Source organism: Microbacterium sp. AC215 (assembly GCF_979258645.1).
Map to the genome: position 1 here is coordinate 3,450,750 of NZ_OZ409869.1, position 14,665 is coordinate 3,465,414.

General features: G+C 63.6%; 19 protein-coding genes and 2 pseudogenes. 9 read left to right on the plus strand and 12 right to left on the minus strand.

All coding sequences use genetic code 11. The features are described 5' to 3' along the window. Positions 1-26: 26 nt before the first annotated feature. Together ACZZZF_RS16770 and ACZZZF_RS16775 are read right to left on the minus strand one after the other, a co-directional pair. Positions 27-1,508, minus strand: coding sequence for an arylsulfatase (locus tag ACZZZF_RS16770; RefSeq protein ID WP_400865623.1), 1,482 nt, complete (start codon positions 1,506-1,508; stop codon positions 27-29). Between the two features lie 95 nt (positions 1,509-1,603). After that, a complete protein-coding gene (locus tag ACZZZF_RS16775; RefSeq protein WP_400865626.1) occupies positions 1,604-1,918 on the minus strand; it encodes a DUF7882 family protein in 315 nt (104 codons plus the stop codon). A 174-nt stretch (positions 1,919-2,092) separates the two neighbouring features. Here ACZZZF_RS16775 and ACZZZF_RS16780 point away from each other — a divergent pair, with 174 nt between their 5' ends. Next, a complete protein-coding gene (locus tag ACZZZF_RS16780; RefSeq protein ID WP_400865629.1) occupies positions 2,093-2,431 on the plus strand; it encodes a DUF7882 family protein in 339 nt (112 codons plus the stop codon). A gap of 105 nt (positions 2,432-2,536) precedes the next feature. After that, positions 2,537-2,824, plus strand: coding sequence for a hypothetical protein (locus ACZZZF_RS16785; protein WP_400865632.1), 288 nt, complete (start codon positions 2,537-2,539; stop codon positions 2,822-2,824). A 677-nt stretch (positions 2,825-3,501) separates the two neighbouring features. On the opposite strand, the gene ACZZZF_RS16790 is transcribed toward ACZZZF_RS16785, so the two are convergent. Further along, the gene (locus tag ACZZZF_RS16790) at positions 3,502-3,681 is read right to left on the minus strand and encodes a hypothetical protein (protein ID WP_400865635.1); all 180 of its coding nucleotides are present in this window, start codon (positions 3,679-3,681) and stop codon (positions 3,502-3,504) included. A gap of 503 nt (positions 3,682-4,184) precedes the next feature. On the opposite strand from ACZZZF_RS16790, the gene ACZZZF_RS16795 reads away from it, so the two are divergent. Continuing rightward, the gene (locus ACZZZF_RS16795) at positions 4,185-4,526 is read left to right on the plus strand and encodes a DUF7882 family protein (RefSeq protein ID WP_400865638.1); all 342 of its coding nucleotides are present in this window, start codon (positions 4,185-4,187) and stop codon (positions 4,524-4,526) included. 61 nt (positions 4,527-4,587) lie between these two features. Here ACZZZF_RS16795 and ACZZZF_RS16800 read toward each other — a convergent pair. Together ACZZZF_RS16800 and ACZZZF_RS16805 are read right to left on the minus strand one after the other, a co-directional pair. Beyond that, positions 4,588-4,906: pseudogene (locus tag ACZZZF_RS16800) on the minus strand (DUF7882 family protein). 377 nt (positions 4,907-5,283) lie between these two features. Beyond that, positions 5,284-5,469: a hypothetical protein gene (locus ACZZZF_RS16805; protein WP_400865640.1), complete on the minus strand. Its 186-nt coding sequence runs from the start codon at positions 5,467-5,469 to the stop codon at positions 5,284-5,286. Between the two features lie 246 nt (positions 5,470-5,715). On the opposite strand from ACZZZF_RS16805, the gene ACZZZF_RS16810 reads away from it, so the two are divergent. Beyond that, positions 5,716-6,612, plus strand: a complete 897-nt coding sequence (locus tag ACZZZF_RS16810; RefSeq protein WP_400865643.1) for an NAD(P)-dependent oxidoreductase — start codon at positions 5,716-5,718, stop codon at positions 6,610-6,612. A 65-nt stretch (positions 6,613-6,677) separates the two neighbouring features. After that, positions 6,678-7,394: a TetR/AcrR family transcriptional regulator C-terminal domain-containing protein gene (locus ACZZZF_RS16815; RefSeq protein WP_400865646.1), complete on the plus strand. Its 717-nt coding sequence runs from the start codon at positions 6,678-6,680 to the stop codon at positions 7,392-7,394. Positions 7,395-7,410: 16 nt separating this feature from the next. Here ACZZZF_RS16815 and ACZZZF_RS16820 read toward each other — a convergent pair whose 3' ends face one another. The 4 genes from ACZZZF_RS16820 to ACZZZF_RS16835 form a co-directional block, all read right to left on the minus strand. Then, positions 7,411-8,478: a YihY/virulence factor BrkB family protein gene (locus ACZZZF_RS16820; protein ID WP_463499660.1), complete on the minus strand. Its 1,068-nt coding sequence runs from the start codon at positions 8,476-8,478 to the stop codon at positions 7,411-7,413. 72 nt (positions 8,479-8,550) lie between these two features. Next, on the minus strand, positions 8,551-9,114 hold the full coding sequence (locus ACZZZF_RS16825) for a DUF3618 domain-containing protein (RefSeq protein WP_400865651.1): 564 nt from the start codon (positions 9,112-9,114) through the stop codon (positions 8,551-8,553). Then, complete coding sequence (locus tag ACZZZF_RS16830; RefSeq protein WP_400865654.1) at positions 9,111-9,524, minus strand: phage holin family protein; 414 nt, start codon at positions 9,522-9,524, stop codon at positions 9,111-9,113. The genes ACZZZF_RS16825 and ACZZZF_RS16830 overlap by 4 nt, the downstream gene beginning before the upstream one ends. Beyond that, the gene (locus ACZZZF_RS16835; RefSeq protein ID WP_463499662.1) at positions 9,502-10,212 is read right to left on the minus strand and encodes a hypothetical protein; all 711 of its coding nucleotides are present in this window, start codon (positions 10,210-10,212) and stop codon (positions 9,502-9,504) included. Before ACZZZF_RS16835 ends, ACZZZF_RS16830 begins: the two co-directional genes overlap by 23 nt. Positions 10,213-10,439: 227 nt before the next feature. Here ACZZZF_RS16835 and ACZZZF_RS16840 point away from each other — a divergent pair, with 227 nt between their 5' ends. After that, entirely contained in the window at positions 10,440-10,754 is a 315-nt protein-coding gene (locus ACZZZF_RS16840; RefSeq protein WP_230101250.1) for a DUF7882 family protein, read from the plus strand. A 477-nt stretch (positions 10,755-11,231) separates the two neighbouring features. On the opposite strand, the gene ACZZZF_RS16845 is transcribed toward ACZZZF_RS16840, so the two are convergent. The 3 genes from ACZZZF_RS16845 to ACZZZF_RS16855 form a co-directional block, all read right to left on the minus strand. Beyond that, entirely contained in the window at positions 11,232-12,044 is an 813-nt protein-coding gene (locus ACZZZF_RS16845) for a hypothetical protein (protein WP_400865660.1), read from the minus strand. A 325-nt stretch (positions 12,045-12,369) separates the two neighbouring features. Further along, positions 12,370-13,059 (minus strand): hypothetical protein, encoded by a 690-nt coding sequence (locus ACZZZF_RS16850; RefSeq protein WP_400865663.1) that lies wholly within the window; start codon positions 13,057-13,059, stop codon positions 12,370-12,372. Between the two features lie 52 nt (positions 13,060-13,111). Then, a complete protein-coding gene (locus ACZZZF_RS16855; protein WP_400865666.1) occupies positions 13,112-13,567 on the minus strand; it encodes an excisionase family DNA-binding protein in 456 nt (151 codons plus the stop codon). Between the two features lie 275 nt (positions 13,568-13,842). Between ACZZZF_RS16855 and ACZZZF_RS16860 the strand changes: the two are divergent. The 3 genes and pseudogenes from ACZZZF_RS16860 to ACZZZF_RS16870 all read left to right on the plus strand — a co-directional run. Further along, positions 13,843-13,950, plus strand: a pseudogene (locus tag ACZZZF_RS16860) (DUF4244 domain-containing protein); the annotation flags it as partial. Further along, positions 13,950-14,294, plus strand: a complete 345-nt coding sequence (locus ACZZZF_RS16865) for a TadE family type IV pilus minor pilin (protein WP_463499665.1) — start codon at positions 13,950-13,952, stop codon at positions 14,292-14,294. The pseudogene ACZZZF_RS16860 and the gene ACZZZF_RS16865, both read left to right, overlap by 1 nt. A gap of 28 nt (positions 14,295-14,322) precedes the next feature. Continuing rightward, positions 14,323-14,652, plus strand: a complete 330-nt coding sequence (locus ACZZZF_RS16870) for an Rv3654c family TadE-like protein (RefSeq protein ID WP_056279855.1) — start codon at positions 14,323-14,325, stop codon at positions 14,650-14,652. Positions 14,653-14,665: the final 13 nt, after the last annotated feature.

Here is a 14,665-nt window from a genome sequence, read left to right on the forward strand (position 1 = left end):
AAGTCGTCTACCGGGAGGGGCTGCACTCAGGCGCTCGAGGTGAGGCCGTGCACCATCTTTTGGATCTGCTGTTGGACCTGCGCATCCTCGACATCGAACATGGCGTAGCTGATGCCCGCGGATTGCAGCGGACGGTTCGGATACTGCTTATAGCTCGGGAGCACGCTCAGAAGTCGTGCGGCCATCTGCGGGGCCTGCCAGGTCTTCTCCGCGAAGCTGGTCATGAAAATGTCGTAGCGTTCCTGGGGGTCCTGCCAGAGGTCGAACAGCTCCGGCACAATCGCCGTGTACGACGATGGCCCACGCCATTGGTCACGGACGTTCCAGATCGCCTTCCACTTACCGACTCGCACGGCACCGGGGATCATCTCGGTCTCCGTCATGTACAGCCAGTGATCTCTGGTTGAGCCGCCCTCGCCTTTCAGTAGCGCGGTCTGGTCGAAGCTGTCGAAGATGGTCGGCTCGCCGTCCCGGTCTTCGGAGGGGAGGTCGACGCCGGCGAGGTTCGCGAATGTGGCCATGAGGTCGAGAGACCCGATGATCTCGGAGTTGCGGCGGCCGGCTTCAATAGTCCCGGGCCACCACGCAATGGCGGGAACGCGGCTGCCGCCCTCGTAGTCGGTCCCCTTCGTGCCCCGATACGGGGTGTAGCCGCAGTCGGGATACACGTCCTGCCATGCACCGTTGTCCGTCGTCCACACGACCAGTGTGTTCTCGGCGATCCCGAGCTCGCGGATCTTGTCGATGACCTCTCCCACGCGGTGGTCGAGTTCGACAAGTGAGTCGAGGAACTTCGACTTCCCCATCGACGCTCCTTCGAAGTCGGGGTGAGGAAGATTCGGCTGGTGCAGCTTGGCCGTGTTCAAGTAGAGGAAGAAAGGTTCGTCGTCGTCGGCGTGTGACTCGATGTAGTCGATCGCACGGTTGGTGGACTTCTCGTCGATGAATGGGATGTTCGCGGAATCCAGCTTCTCCACCTCGGTGGGCTCTTCACCCGCCTTGCCGTCGAGCGCGCCGATGACGTTGCCCCACATCTTCATGGTGGCCTCGTCGTCGAACGGGAAGTCGGGATTGAAAGCCTTGTCCGTGTACGTGTACGCGTTCAGGTGGTAGAGCGTCGTGTTGTACATCTGGTCGAACCCGTGCGCGATCGGCATCGCGTAGTCCGCTTCGCCGAGGTGCCACTTCCCGATGTGGCAGGTGTTGTAGTCCGCCTTTTTCAGCACACTCGCGAGCGTCCATTCCGGCGCAGGCAACCCGCCCCCGTCACCGGGGAACGCGACAGTCGTCATTCCACTGCGAATCGGCAGACGCCCCGTCAGGGCCGCGGCACGACCCGGGGTGCAGCTGGGCTGCCCGTAGAACGACATGAACTGCAAGCCTTCGGCGGCGAGCCGGTCGAGATTGGGAGTCGGCGCCCCACGGTTCTCCCCACCGCCGTAACAGCCGAGATCCCCCCAACCCACATCGTCAGACATGAACAGGATGATGTTCGGCTTCTCCGCCATGGGTCTCTCCTCGATCGAGTCGTGCACCAATGGAGCCGAAGCTAGCAACCATTGAAACCGTCCGACGCCGGACCTCACCCGATGCGGGTGAGGTCCTACTCCGCGGGAGTCTCCAGCACCTCGTCAACGAGACTGATGCCCCCAGTCGAGCTCGCAGAGTGCATGAGCTGCTCGATCCACTTCACATTGAGCTGAGGCGCTTCCGCCTCCTCGAAGGTGAAGCGCAATGGGATCGACGGGTGCAGCCAGATTGTCGAGCGTCCGTCCGCGTCGCCGTCGTGGTGCTTCCACGACAGGGTGAAGCTCTCGTTGCGGCGGAGCTTCGTGGCGATGACGACCTTCAGGTGCGCCAGAGCTCGATCTTCGATGTGGATGTCGTCGCCGGCGCCGCCGTACTGAATGGTTCCCATGCCTCGGACCCTATCGAGCAACAGGAGAACGCTCACCGTGCGGCTGTCAGGCGGATATTCACGGCCATGAGCGAGATCGTGAGACATCCTCCCGTGTCACAATGAAGCCACCACAGTGCGGCATCGTCAGCCGCACCTCTCTCGAGGATCTCGTGGCTGAGCAGAAGGCACCTCATGGGCAAGTTCATCTACGAGAACGGTGTCAAGACCGAGATCGAGGATCGCGCACTCACGCACCTCCAGCTGGTCATCACCGCCAAGCTGCGCCGCGGGGAACCATTCCCGTTCACCTGGCGCGAAGACACCAGCGTCGGCGGTGGCCGGGTGACTGCGTGGGTCCACGCGGGCAGCTCACTCGTGTTCAAGTTCCACGGCAGCCGGCAGCCGGCGATCAACCGTGAATGGGTGGACGCTCTCGCGTTCACGGCGAACTCGCCGAGCGGTCTCTACCTCGTACCCGAGCCGGCCGAGAAGACGGCTGGTGACCGGGTCGCGGTCCCAGCGCAGGCCTGATCACCCCGGCTCTCAGCGCGCCTTTCGGTGGGTGGTCGCTACAACGCGCCGCCCTGGGATGCAACCCCGAAGTGCGAGCCTCGCCGCAAAAGCTACCCTCGCGGGATGACCGATACACGAGTGGAGACGAACACGCAGGTCATCATCGACGGATGGTCCTGGCATCTGCCGGCGGATCACGATCTCGTCGAGTTGATGAGCCAAATCGAAGCTGCCGCCCGCTCGGGCCCCTCATTCGTCCATCTCTCCGACGGCGACGGGATGGTGGGTGTGCTCGTCGGCCGTCAGTCCAAGGTCGCCATCACCGTGACGTCGAAGCGTACGGGTCCAGCCCGAGACACGCTCACGTTCGAGCCCACGCTCGCCACGGACTTGACCGACTGGGACCTGTGACCGCCCTCGAGTTGTGGCTTCGAGATGATGGGCCAGCTTACGCCGACCCATCACCACCGCCAGCGGGGTCCGGGCCGACACCCTCACTGTACGCGCGTCTTCGCCGACACACTCCCAGAATTGCGACCGGACAAGTCAGCGCCACGAGCACGGAGTCCGAACCGCCCTGCCCGTTGCGTCAGCGCGCGAAAGCGGGATGCCTCGCCCGAGGGAGGGAAAGTCAAAGAGAGGCACCCCGGAGCGACGCCGATGCCCGCCGACGTCACTCTGATGCCAGATGATCGCCCCCCGGCGTCTTCTGGAAACCTCAGGCTCCACGCTGAGATCCATTCCCGCAAGAGCCAAGATTGCGCAGCGCACTCCTAGAACGGCTGCCCGGTCCCCGGCGTTCAGTGAGGCAGGAGCAGCACAAGCGTCACTATCGCCACAACGGCAACGCACAGGGTGACCCACCCCAGAATCACGCGGCGACGAGGCGGCTCCGGTGGATGCCGGGTCGGCTCCCCAAGACGAGCGCGAACGACATCAGCTTTGCGCTCTAGCTCGTTGGCCCGCTCGCCAGCTCTGCGTTTCCCACGCTGACCATTCCGATCGTCGTAGACAGCAAGTCTGCGTGCTCGGCCTCGATACTTCGAAGCTGAGCTCTCAGCTGGGCCTCGGACGACCGATCGTCGCCATCACTGGCCTGCATTATTTTTCCCATCCTGGGTATCGTCACGGGCAGAGCCTCTTCGCGCCCGCGAGCGATTGGACAGCCACACCCCGAGCACGACCCCGAGCAGCACGATGACGGCCACAGCGATGCCGACGATCAGCAGCAAGTCGGGGAACGACGGCAGCAGCGGGTTCGGTTCCATGCGCAGAGCCTATGCGCAGGATCGCAATCGGCACACCCACGTGGTGGTCGCCTTCGACTCCGCGTTAGCTCGCTCTCAGCTTCGGTATCAAGTCCGCGTGTCGCCCCGAGAGCCCGCGCCATCACTGGAAACGCGCCCTCACCTGCTCAGCCCCTTCTTACTTCCCTGTCTGGCCGTTTACGGACGATAAGACCAGTTATCGCAGCTATCCGGCGCAGCCCCTCGCGCAACAATAGGCTCGGGGCACCGCAGATCGCGCAGCGCTGCCCAACTAGGTGGCAACGTAGACGAAGGTGGGGATATTTTCCTCCCGTTGGCCGTAGCCTGGCCATACGTTGCCTAGACCTCGCGACGGAACCCGGTGGCGCCTTCCGCGACACCGGCGAGAGAAGCCTCCGTAGCTATCCAGCAGCCCGCGATTTTATACTCGCCTCTTGCGGTAGTTGCACCTGGCCGATCCCTCGTCCGTTCTGACCGAGCTGAGCCAGAAAGGACAGCGGACAATGGGCAAGTTCATCTACGACGGTAATCAGAAGGTCGAGATAGAGGACCGCGCACTGCACCATCTCCAGGTCGTCATCACGACGAAACTCCGCCGAGGGGAGCCATTCCTGTTCACGTGGCGAGAGGACGTCAGCGTCGGAGGCGGACGCAGCTCCGTGTGGATATCGGCCGTCAGCGACCTCGTGTTCAAGTACTCCAGCCCGGGCCAGGCCGACCTCAACCGGCCACTGGATCGAAGCCCTCACGTTCACCGCGAACTCGCCCACAGGGTCTACGTGGTGCACGAACCGGACGGCGCCACGAAAGTGGAGCCGGGTCAACCAGCTCACGCCTATTCGTAACCGCGACCGGTTCGCAGATCACCCAGAGGCACCTCGCGTTGTGAGCAAACGGGAACCCGCATCATTCTGATTCGGGCGCGTCTATCACCTCGTCGACGAGCATGATGCCGCCGGTTGAGTTCGCTGACTGCATCAGCTCATCAATCCACTTCACATTCAGCTGCGGCGCCTCCGGATCCTCGAAGGTAAACCGGAGTGGAATCGACGGATGAAGCCAGATCGTCGACCGACCACGAGGGTCGTCATACCCGTGCTTCCACGACAGCGTGAAGCTCTCGTGTCGTCCGTAGCTTCGTCGCGATAACCACCTTGAGGTGAGCTAGCGCACGGTCCTCGATGTGAACCGGATCGCCCGTCGCGCCGTAGTGAAGAGTCGCCATATTGCAACGATATCGAGGTGCCAGCCGCCGTCTACGGCAGGCTCGCAGGCGTTGCCCCTGACCCGCAAACTTCGCGAAGTAACGGAACAATAGGGGCGCAGGCGGAAGAGGCCGGATCCCCGCGGCCTCTCATGTTGCCGATGAAGCGGACAACCCCGCGAGACGTCGCAGCCCAAGGGGGAAGGTGCAACGTACCGCTGACTGTACTCGGCCACGACGCCTCACATAAGGGCCCCTCGCGACGGGCAGTTGGCCTCAAGTGGATACGTGTGTTCCGGTGGTGCCGCCGCGCGCCAGATACGTCGTCGAGGGCGGTCCGCCGCGTGGGCGTCTCAGGCAGTGTCTGACTGTTAGGAAGGCCTGTGACGCGTGGCTCCCTAGAAGAACTCCCAGTCGTCAGCCACTCCTTCCGGCGGGGCGAGCTCGGTGGCACCAACGACGTCCTCCTCCACCACGACGACCACACGGGTCGTGGGTTGGATGAGTACGCTCGCGGTGTGGTTGTCCCCGGAGAGCGAGACAAATTCCGGAGGCGACACCGCCGCCGCTTTGATCTGGGACATGACCTCGTTCACGTCCTGACCAGCACCCAATACGAAACCTCTCCCATCGATTTCGATCCGTGTTCTCACCATCTCTGCCTCCGATCCCCGGCGAGAGTACGCGTCCGGCTGGAGAGTCAATGAGGGGCTTGCATCGGTCGCGAGCAGCGGCTAGCGACGAGCGTGCTCTCGCTTGGATGAGCTCGCTGACGGACGACGTTAGCCCGTGAGATGTTCCTCGCAGTGCGACTGTGGCAGAGTGCGGCAATGGAAACTGCGAACGCGAATCCTCACATCGGACTCGTAGGAGTCGGGCGCATGGGCGCTCCGATAGCGAGACGGCTAATCGAGCGGTACTCGGTGTCCGTCTCCGACACCAACGCAGCGCGGGACGGAGTCGTGCCGGACGCCGCCTGGGTGAACTCAGCACGCGACCTCGCCGCAACCTCCGACATCTTCATCACGGTTCTGCCGGGGCCGACCGAACTTCGCGAGTGCCTGGCCGAGGCGCTTCCGGCGCTTCGTAGAGGATCGTTGTGGCTCGATCTGACGTCGGGGGACCCCGCCGCTACGCGCGAGCTTGCCGCGCAGGCCACCCGCCGTGGAGTGCAGCCTGTGTCCGCGCCGATGGGAGGTTCCGTCGCCGAAGCCAAGACAGGCGAGCTCATTTTCTATGCCAGCGGCGCGGACGAAGCTGTCCAACGAGCGCGCCTCATCCTCGAGATGCTGGCGCGTGCCGATGGTGTGCGGCGAGCGGGCACAAGAGCCGAGGATGGTCAGATTGTGAAGTTGCTCGCCAACGCCCTGTGGTTCGCGAACGCCGTTGCCGCCTCGGAAGCGATGCTCGTCGGGCAGGGGCTGGGACTCGGCGTGGACGACCTGCACGGTCTGCTTCGGCAGAGCGCGGGAGGCAGTCGATTTCTCGACGAACACCTCTCGCGTCTCCTCGGCGGTGACTACATGGCGAGCTTCGGCATCGACCGCGTGGTCGAGGAGCTCGACACGGTCGAAACGATGAGCCGGGCTGCGGACGTGACGACACCGATACTCGACTCTTCCGCGCGACTCCATCGCGCCGCCCTTGACCGATTCGGTCCCGTGCTCGGCGAACTACTCGCCGTGAAGCTGCTCGAATCCGACGCCGGGCGCCAACTCCGTTCCTGAGCCCCTACATTTCTCATCTGCCCGCTAGTGGCCTTCGTGGATGGAGATGCGAGTAGCGTGTGACCATGCCGGAGCGATCTCGGAACACCCCATCAGGTTCGTCCGCGGGGCGGCTGAGCCGCGAGCTCATCATCCAGACGGCACTGAAGCAGATCGACCGCACCGGCGCCGACAGCCTGTCGATGCGCTCACTCGCCCAGGACCTCGGGGTCGAGGCGATGTCCCTGTACCGGTACGTTCACGGCCGGGAAGACTTGCTGGAGGGCATCATCGCCTCGCTGATGGGGAAACTCACCACCAGCCTCGATGATGAGTTGGCCGAGCACTGGCAAGGCTTCTTGCAGACCGTCGCGCATCGGGTGCGCCGGATCGCTACCGAGCATCCACGCGCGTTTCCGCTCGTGGCGAGCCGGCACCCGGCGGCACCGTGGCTGCGGCCACCGCTGCGCAGTGTGGAGGTCGTAGACATGTTCCTGCGCACGCTCATCGACCTCGGGTTCACGGACGAGCAGGCGGTCGACACGTACCGTTCCTTCAGCAGCTTCCTTCTCGGGCAGCTCCTCTTGGAGTCTGCGGTGCATGGGGCTGAGACCGCCCCCGTGGGGACTCCGCTCGATGAGGGCGGTGCCGACATCCCCGAGCGCGACGGACAGCTCAGCCTGACCACCGCTCCGGAAGTACTTCGCCTTCGCCCTCTGCTGAGCGAGGACCGGAGCGAGGAAGAGTTCGAAGTCTCCCTCGAGGCACTCCTCGACCGGTTGAGCGCCGACATCAGCCGCTGATCCGCTTCTCACCGGGTCAGTCGCTGTCGTCCGTCTTCTCGGCGCTCATGCCGGCGCGGATCTTGCGGCCTTCTTCGATGTCCTCTTGCTCCTTCTTGGCCGTCTTGTCGCTCTTGCGAGTGTCGCGCGGGGGCAGTTGGATGTCCTCTTCCGCCGCGATACCTGCCTGCAGTTGACGACCACGCTCGAGTTCTGCGTCGAACTCCGCCCCGAACAGCAGCGCGAGGTTCGCGATCCACAGCCACAGCAGGAAGATGATGATGCCGGCGAGGGACCCGTAGGTGCGGTCGTAGTTGGAGAAGTTGGCGACATACAGCCCGAAGCCGACCGTGCCCAGCACGAGGACGACGATGGCGATGAGCGCGCCGATGCTGATCCACCGGAACTTCGGCTGCTTCGCGTTGGGAGTCGCGTAGTAGAGGATCGCCACAATGAGTACGACGATGGACGCGAGCACCGGCCACTTCACGATGGACCAGATTGTCTGGGGGACCTCTCCGAGCCCGAGAGCGCTGCCCAGTGCTTCGGTGACGGGTCCCGACACGACGAGGATGATGGCGGCGATCACGAGCAGCACGATGGCGATGATGGTGACCAGCAGTTGAGCGGGCTTCAACTTCCAGAAGGGCCGCCCCTCTTCGATCTCGTAGATGCGGTTCATCGCCCGGCTGAACGCCGCCACATACCCGGATGCGGACCAGATCGCCAGCACGATTCCGGTGATCAACGCGAATCCCGCTGCCGGTGACCCCGAGATCTGCTCGATGGGTCCGCGGATGGTGTCGGCGGTGTCGCCGGGAGCCACCTGCTCGACGATGCCGAGGACGGCGTCGCTTGCAGCCTGACCCTGCCCGAAGACGCCGAGGAGCGAGAAGATCGCGATGAGGCCGGGGAAGATCGAGAGCACCGCGTAGTACGTCAGTGCAGCGGCGATGTCTGTGCACTGGTCAGACGAGAACTCGCGGATCGTCTTCTGCAGCACGTACCTCCAGGACCGCTTGTGCAGATCGTCCGGCGAATCCGGCTTGCCTGCCGCTTCGGGATCGGGGGCGTGGTGGTCGCTGGTGGATGCGGGACGGGACATGGTGGTTCCTTCATCGTGAGGGCGGACCCACCCCATTTGCCCGCGGGATGGGTCCGCCCGACCTGGGGAGGGTTAGTTGTCCGCGATGTGCTCGCGTGCCTGCTGCGCCTGATCCTTGACCTCGTGCGCTGCGGTCTGCGCTTCGTCCTTGACTGCCGAGACCGAGTCCTGAGCCGAGTCCTTCACGGCCGCGACGGACGCCTGCGCAGGCTCTTTCAGGTGCTCGCCAACCTCTTTCGCGACGTCGGTGACCTCATCGACGAGCGGCTGCGCCTGGTCTTTCACGGTGGCCGCGAGGTCTTTCTCCTTGGTCGACGCGGGCACAAGTGACGCGGCCACGAGGCCGATGCCGAACGCGATCAGACCGACCGCGAGAGGGTTGCCCTCGGCTTTCGCGACTGCGCGATCCTTCACGTCGCCGAGATGAGACCCCGCGTCGGAGAACGAGGAACCGGTGTCATCAGCGGCCCCCATCACTCGGTCACGGACCGATCCGAACACGCCGCGGACCTTGCCCATCTGTCGATCCACGATCTTGGACGGGGATACTTTGTCTGCCAGCGCATCGACGTCGAGTCCTAGATCTTCGCGCGTCCGCTCGATGTCGGCTCGAATCGCATCGGGTGAATCACTCATCGGTTCTCCTCATTTCTCTTCAGCGTTTCGGGAATCTCTTTCACGGTGTCCACCGTCTGCGGAACACCTTTCACCTGCTTGAACTGACCGCGACCCACCAGGAACAGGATCAGCGCGATCACCGCCCACAGCACCGCGACGACGACGCCTGCCCACCCGCCGCCCATCAGCGTGCCGAGCGCCCACCACAGTGCGACGGACAGGAAGAACACCGCCATCAAGGCGCCGTACCCCGCCGCTCCCATGAGGCCTGCGCCCTTGGCGGATTTCGTTGCGGAATCCTTTAGCTCGGCCTTCGCGAGCGCCACCTCCTGTCGCATGAGGTTCGAGATGTCGCGCGAGACCTCACCGAGCAGCTCTCCGAGCGACGTCGACGCGGCCTTCGCTTCAGACGGTGTGGGATCGGTCATCATCGCCCTCCAGAATGTTCGGTCGCGTTGACGCGGTCTGGGCGTACAGCGGGGTCGCACTGACGTCACTCGTCATCGAACCCACCGGAACCGGAATCGAGGGGTCAGGATGCACTTCCCTCGGTGCGGGAGCTGGGGTCGAGGTTGAAGTCGAGTCCTTAGCGTCGGAGGCGTTCGCGGCAAGAGCGCGGGTGAGCCTGCCGACCACGATTCCTGCGACGGCAGCAGCCAGGATGAATGTGCCGGGCTTGCGGCGCGCGAAGCGCTTGACCTCGGTCAGTACAGAGCCGGGGTCGCGGTCTCCCAGCCAGGCAGCTGCAGCGGACAGACGCCCGGACACCTGCTGTACGAGATCGCCAGCGATCCCTGATCCATCAGAGTTCGCGGCCATCGTGTCGAGCTCGTCACTGACGGAGCGCAGCCCTCCGGCGAGGCGCTGTTGCTGGGTGTGAGCCTGCTCGGTCAACTCTCGCTGTGTCTGCGCGAACAGGTCTTTGGCCTGCGCCTTCGCCTCCGTCGCAACGGTAGCCGCTTCCTCCTTCGCTGCGCCCAGAACATCCTTCGCCTGGCCGGTCGCAACGTCTTTCAAATCGGCGGCTTCATGCTTCGCCGCATCGACCTTTCCCGACGAGCCCTGGGGTGGCACGTCCGAGCCGCTCGGGCTGGTCGTCTCAAAACTGTCCGACATGAGTGCTCCTTTTCGCGGACCGACCCAAGCGGACCGGTGGCAACCGTTATAGGACGCAATCGTGTGCCAGTGAGGGGGCTTGCCACCGCTAGACTTACGGTGTAAACCTCTCCCCCGCGGTCCGACGATGCTGACCTCCAACCCGTCGCACACATCACGGCGCCCAACGCCGAGCCGCGCGAGCGCCGCGCGCAGTACGGCTCAACGAGCAAAGGACCTCCTGCAAGATGGGCACACTTCACTACGGCGGATCCGACGATCCCATCCACATCGAGGAACGCGCTCTTGCGCACCTGAAAGTCGTCATCGCGACGAAACTGCGCCGTCAGGAGTCCTTCACGCTGTCGTGGCGACACCCAGAGGGCGATCCTGAGGGTCGCAGCACGATCTGGCTCCACCCATCGATTCCGATGAGATTCACCTTCGACGAGCCGGAAGCTCCGCGCCTGAACGTGAAGTGGGTCGAAGCACTTATGCACTCGGCCAACAGCTCCGGGGGCATCACGCTCGTCGATGAGGTACTTGAGACTCCGGAAGAGTAACCAGTTAGAGCCGGCAACGCACTCGCACCAGCACAGTCCCTTCTTACTTCCCTGTCTGGCCGTTACCGACGATTAGACCACTTATCGCATCTATCCGGCGTGGGACGTCAGACTAGAACGCTACTTTCGTAGCGCCGATACCCAGCCCGCCTGCGCGCTGTCGACCTCGACGGCAACACTCCCAATCTCATACCCTCTGCGGTGCGCGTGGTGCGCGACCCGAGCACTACGCTCGCTCGGCGCATCGCCCAAGAAGCCTTTTGACCGGTACGAACCACTAAGCCGGGCGATCGCCAGATGGTGCCGTTCGGATCGCCCACCAGAATGCAAGCCATCTCTCCCCTCCTAGTGCAGCGGATAAGCCAGCCGCGCCCCTGACGCCGTGCGGATCTTGGCTTCTCGCCGGGAGGCTTGGCCGGGCGGAGAAGGAACTGCTCCTATTGAACCCTGGAGGTGTTCCGCCCCCGTGGCCCGCCGCTAGTCAAGATCCTCCTGTTCCGGCCACTCGTCGTCATCCAATCCCCATAGCTCGCTGGCCTCCCACTCGCATTCGCAGCCGAAGAGTTGCCCTCCTTGGCGTGGGCATTCCTCTAGAACGCAGCCCGGACCGTGATACTCGTCAATCGCTGCACCGCAGTCTCGGCAATACTGCGAAGGCGACACACCGCGCATCCACTCTGCGCTCCACACCTGCTCGTGACCCCATCGCAACCGCGGGTACTCGACTTCTTGGAGAAAGAGTGAGGGTACTCGTTGAGCAGCGACCAATTTTCGCGCCCACATGCGGTGCATTCTCCGACCACGAAACTGTATGAACTCTCGCTTGAACGACTCCGCCAGGTCCATGGCAGTCTGAACATGCGCGTCAGGTATGTGTTCCGAGAGCGACCCATCGAAGTGATCCTCATGGAACTTGTCCAGGAACTCAAAGATGAGCAGGTAGTTCTCACGCACCTCGGAGGCAACAAGGTCGACCTCGTAATGGGTGATGCTGTTTCGCCACTTGATCGCGACCCTGATCGCTCGAGTGTCCTCCTCCTCAAGCCCAACGCCCGCAGACAGCAGCCGATCGATGGACTTTTCGAGGCTTACCGTCGTGCGACCAGGCCGATCAACGTCTTGCCAGAGAAGTAAAGGATGCTCATCTAGGAGCTTCTGCTTCAGTACTAGCTCAGTTGCATGCACAAGATTGAGCACTGCGAACTTCCAGCGCGACAGATCCGACGATGATCGTTCGACATAGTCAAGCGATTCGGCGAATGAGTCATAGGCGTTCTCGAGAAGGGACATGCGAAGCGTGCTTGGTGCTGATGGATCCACAACGTCAACATACGCCGGGCGCAGTGTAGGTCGACCGCACGGAGCCGAGGGTGGTGCTTTCCAGCAGTGCATAGGGGAGCGATATCCATCGCTCGCGCCGTCCAACCCGACCCCCCGATGGAGTGTCTCGAAAAACACGGGAACATAACGGGCTACTCGCCGAACGCTCCCGGAAAAGAAGAGCTTCAGGGTCTGGACGTCGACCACGCCGATCGCGGGTGATCGTCAGCCGTTCAGGGATGCGTGGCCGTACCCACCGTAACGAGGTCTTCGCTCTAGGTAGCGGTCGATTGGCCTACGAAGCAGAGGCAGTCCCTCCCGCAATACCTACGCCTTCTCGGTCTGTTGCCCGCGGAGTACCGGACTCATCGGAGCCTGCACTCGGTGCATCCTCTCGGATGCCGGCGAGCTTGCGGAGAGTCTGATCGATCACGTCCGCAAACTCGAGAGCCCTCGCATCGCGGAGCGCTTCGCTCATCCGCTTGGGCGCGGGCTCCCCCGCCAGAGCTCGACGAGCCTCGGTCTTATGCCAGTAGTCGACCTGCTCCCGAGTGGTATTTTCGACCGCTTCGGGATCATTGTGGGCGATGAGCATAAACAACTCGTCGGGAGTGTATAGGTCGAACGGCAGCGTCTCCGCGATGGGTGCGAAATCTTTCATGTTCTCGGTGACGAGAATCTCGACCTGTGCGTGAGTGGCGGCGTGGACGACGTGCCAGTCTTTTTCATCCGGCATACCTTCGATCGCGCCACCGGGCCAGTTATCGATGACGTCGTGGAGTGCACCATCGATGGATTCACTGATCTGTCGGATGGCGCCGCCGTCGAGGTGAGGGTGACGCTCGCGAATGCTTGCGAGAGCCTCGACGATGCAGTCCTGTGAGGAGACAACTGCGAAGCGGTTGCAGTGCTTACTTAGTAGGAGCGTCCAGTCCCTCAGCGTCTTGCTGTGGAGGACGTTCGCGTCGACAAAGACCAGGCCCATGTCATGAGGATAGACCCCGCATGTACACACCGTGCCGGGGGCGCAGCCTGCCTCAGTCGATATCGCGATCCAGGTCCATCTCACGCAGTTGATTGAACGCCCTCTCGCGCTCTGCTTCGCGCTGCTCCCGCAGCGCGAACACATCGTGCGCGTTCAGACGATGGTGGCTGCCCACCTTTGTAGAGGGGAGGGCCTGCGACTCGATCAGCTTCATGACGGTGGGGCGCGAGACGCCCAGAATCGACGCCGCGGTGGAGGTAGTGAGTTCGTCCGGAATGGCGCGCATCGAAACATCGCCCTGGGTCAGACCTCGGACTGTGAAAAGTAGCGCTCTAGAGAGTTCGGTGGGCAGTTCAATCTGGCTACCGTCCTCAAGCTGCAAAACGACGCCAGTCAGCTTGCGGTCGTGGGCCTCGGCTGCGACTGCGCGTGCTTCCTCCTTGACCTGCTCATCGAAGAGGAGTCGCTCGGTAGGTGAGCTGGACTGTGCGAGAAGCGTGGCCTTCATGATCTGCTCTCTGGTTGCTCTCTGGTTGCTTGTTTGCTTGTTCCGTGTCTGCAATTTCGTTCTTTGAGTCGAAGATACGTCGTTGCAGTTACAAACGCAACCATACGCTCGCCGCCTGTGAGCTGCCTTCGATTGGCAGGATCATGCACCCACCTTCTCGACGTCGACGCGTCAGAACTCAGGGCCCCAACCCCGAGCTCCTAGCGAGGATTGACTGTTGCAGTGATTGCACCCGCAGCGATCAGTCGTCTTACGAAATACGTCTTTCGCTGCCCACGGCCGCGGCCGTCGCCTTCGCCGGCCTCCTGGTCGTCATCATGAGGTCAGACGAGGTGCGTGGCATCCTCACGGACCTGGTGCGTCGGGCACTGACGGTGTCGTGATGACTCCGGCCCGTGCAGGCGAGCGCGGCTCCGTGACTGCGGAGCTCGCGCTCGCGGTTCCCGCCGTCGTGCTCGTCCTCCTACTCGGAGCCGGCGCTCTGGGCGCAGCCTCCCGTCAGGTGGCACTGCAGGATGCGACCGCTGACGCGGCCCGGCTGCTCGGCAGAGGAGAAGGCGAGGGGGCCGCCGCACGTGCGGTGTCGGCTGCAGTGCCCGGTGCGTCGATGTCGAGCAGCACGTCGGGCGATCTCGTATGCGTGTCCGCAGAGACGGACTTCACCGTCGGCGGCTTCGTGAGGGTCGGCGTGCGCGCGTCGAGTTGCGCGCTCGCCGGAGGACTCTGATGTTCTCGACGGTGGAGGTGGAGCACTGATGGCGGGGTCGGTGCTCGCGGCCGGCGTGCTGGTGGTCGGCGCGACTCTGTCATTCGGACTCGCCGCCGTCGGCGGCGCGGCAGTCACTGCGCAGCGCGCAGCGGGAGCTGCCGACGCCGCGGCCCTGGCAGCGGCCGACGCCGCCAGCGGCGCAGTCGTCGTCACGGTCGACCCGTGCACCCTCGCCGCGCGGGTCGCCGCGGCCTCCGGTGCAGCACTCACCGAATGCGCCGTCGACGGCTTCGTGGCGACCGTGCAGGTCAAGGCGAAGTACGCTGGACTCGCTGCCGTCTCCCGAGCCCGTGCTGGGCCACCCGAGGGGATCTGACTGCGGCGCGAGG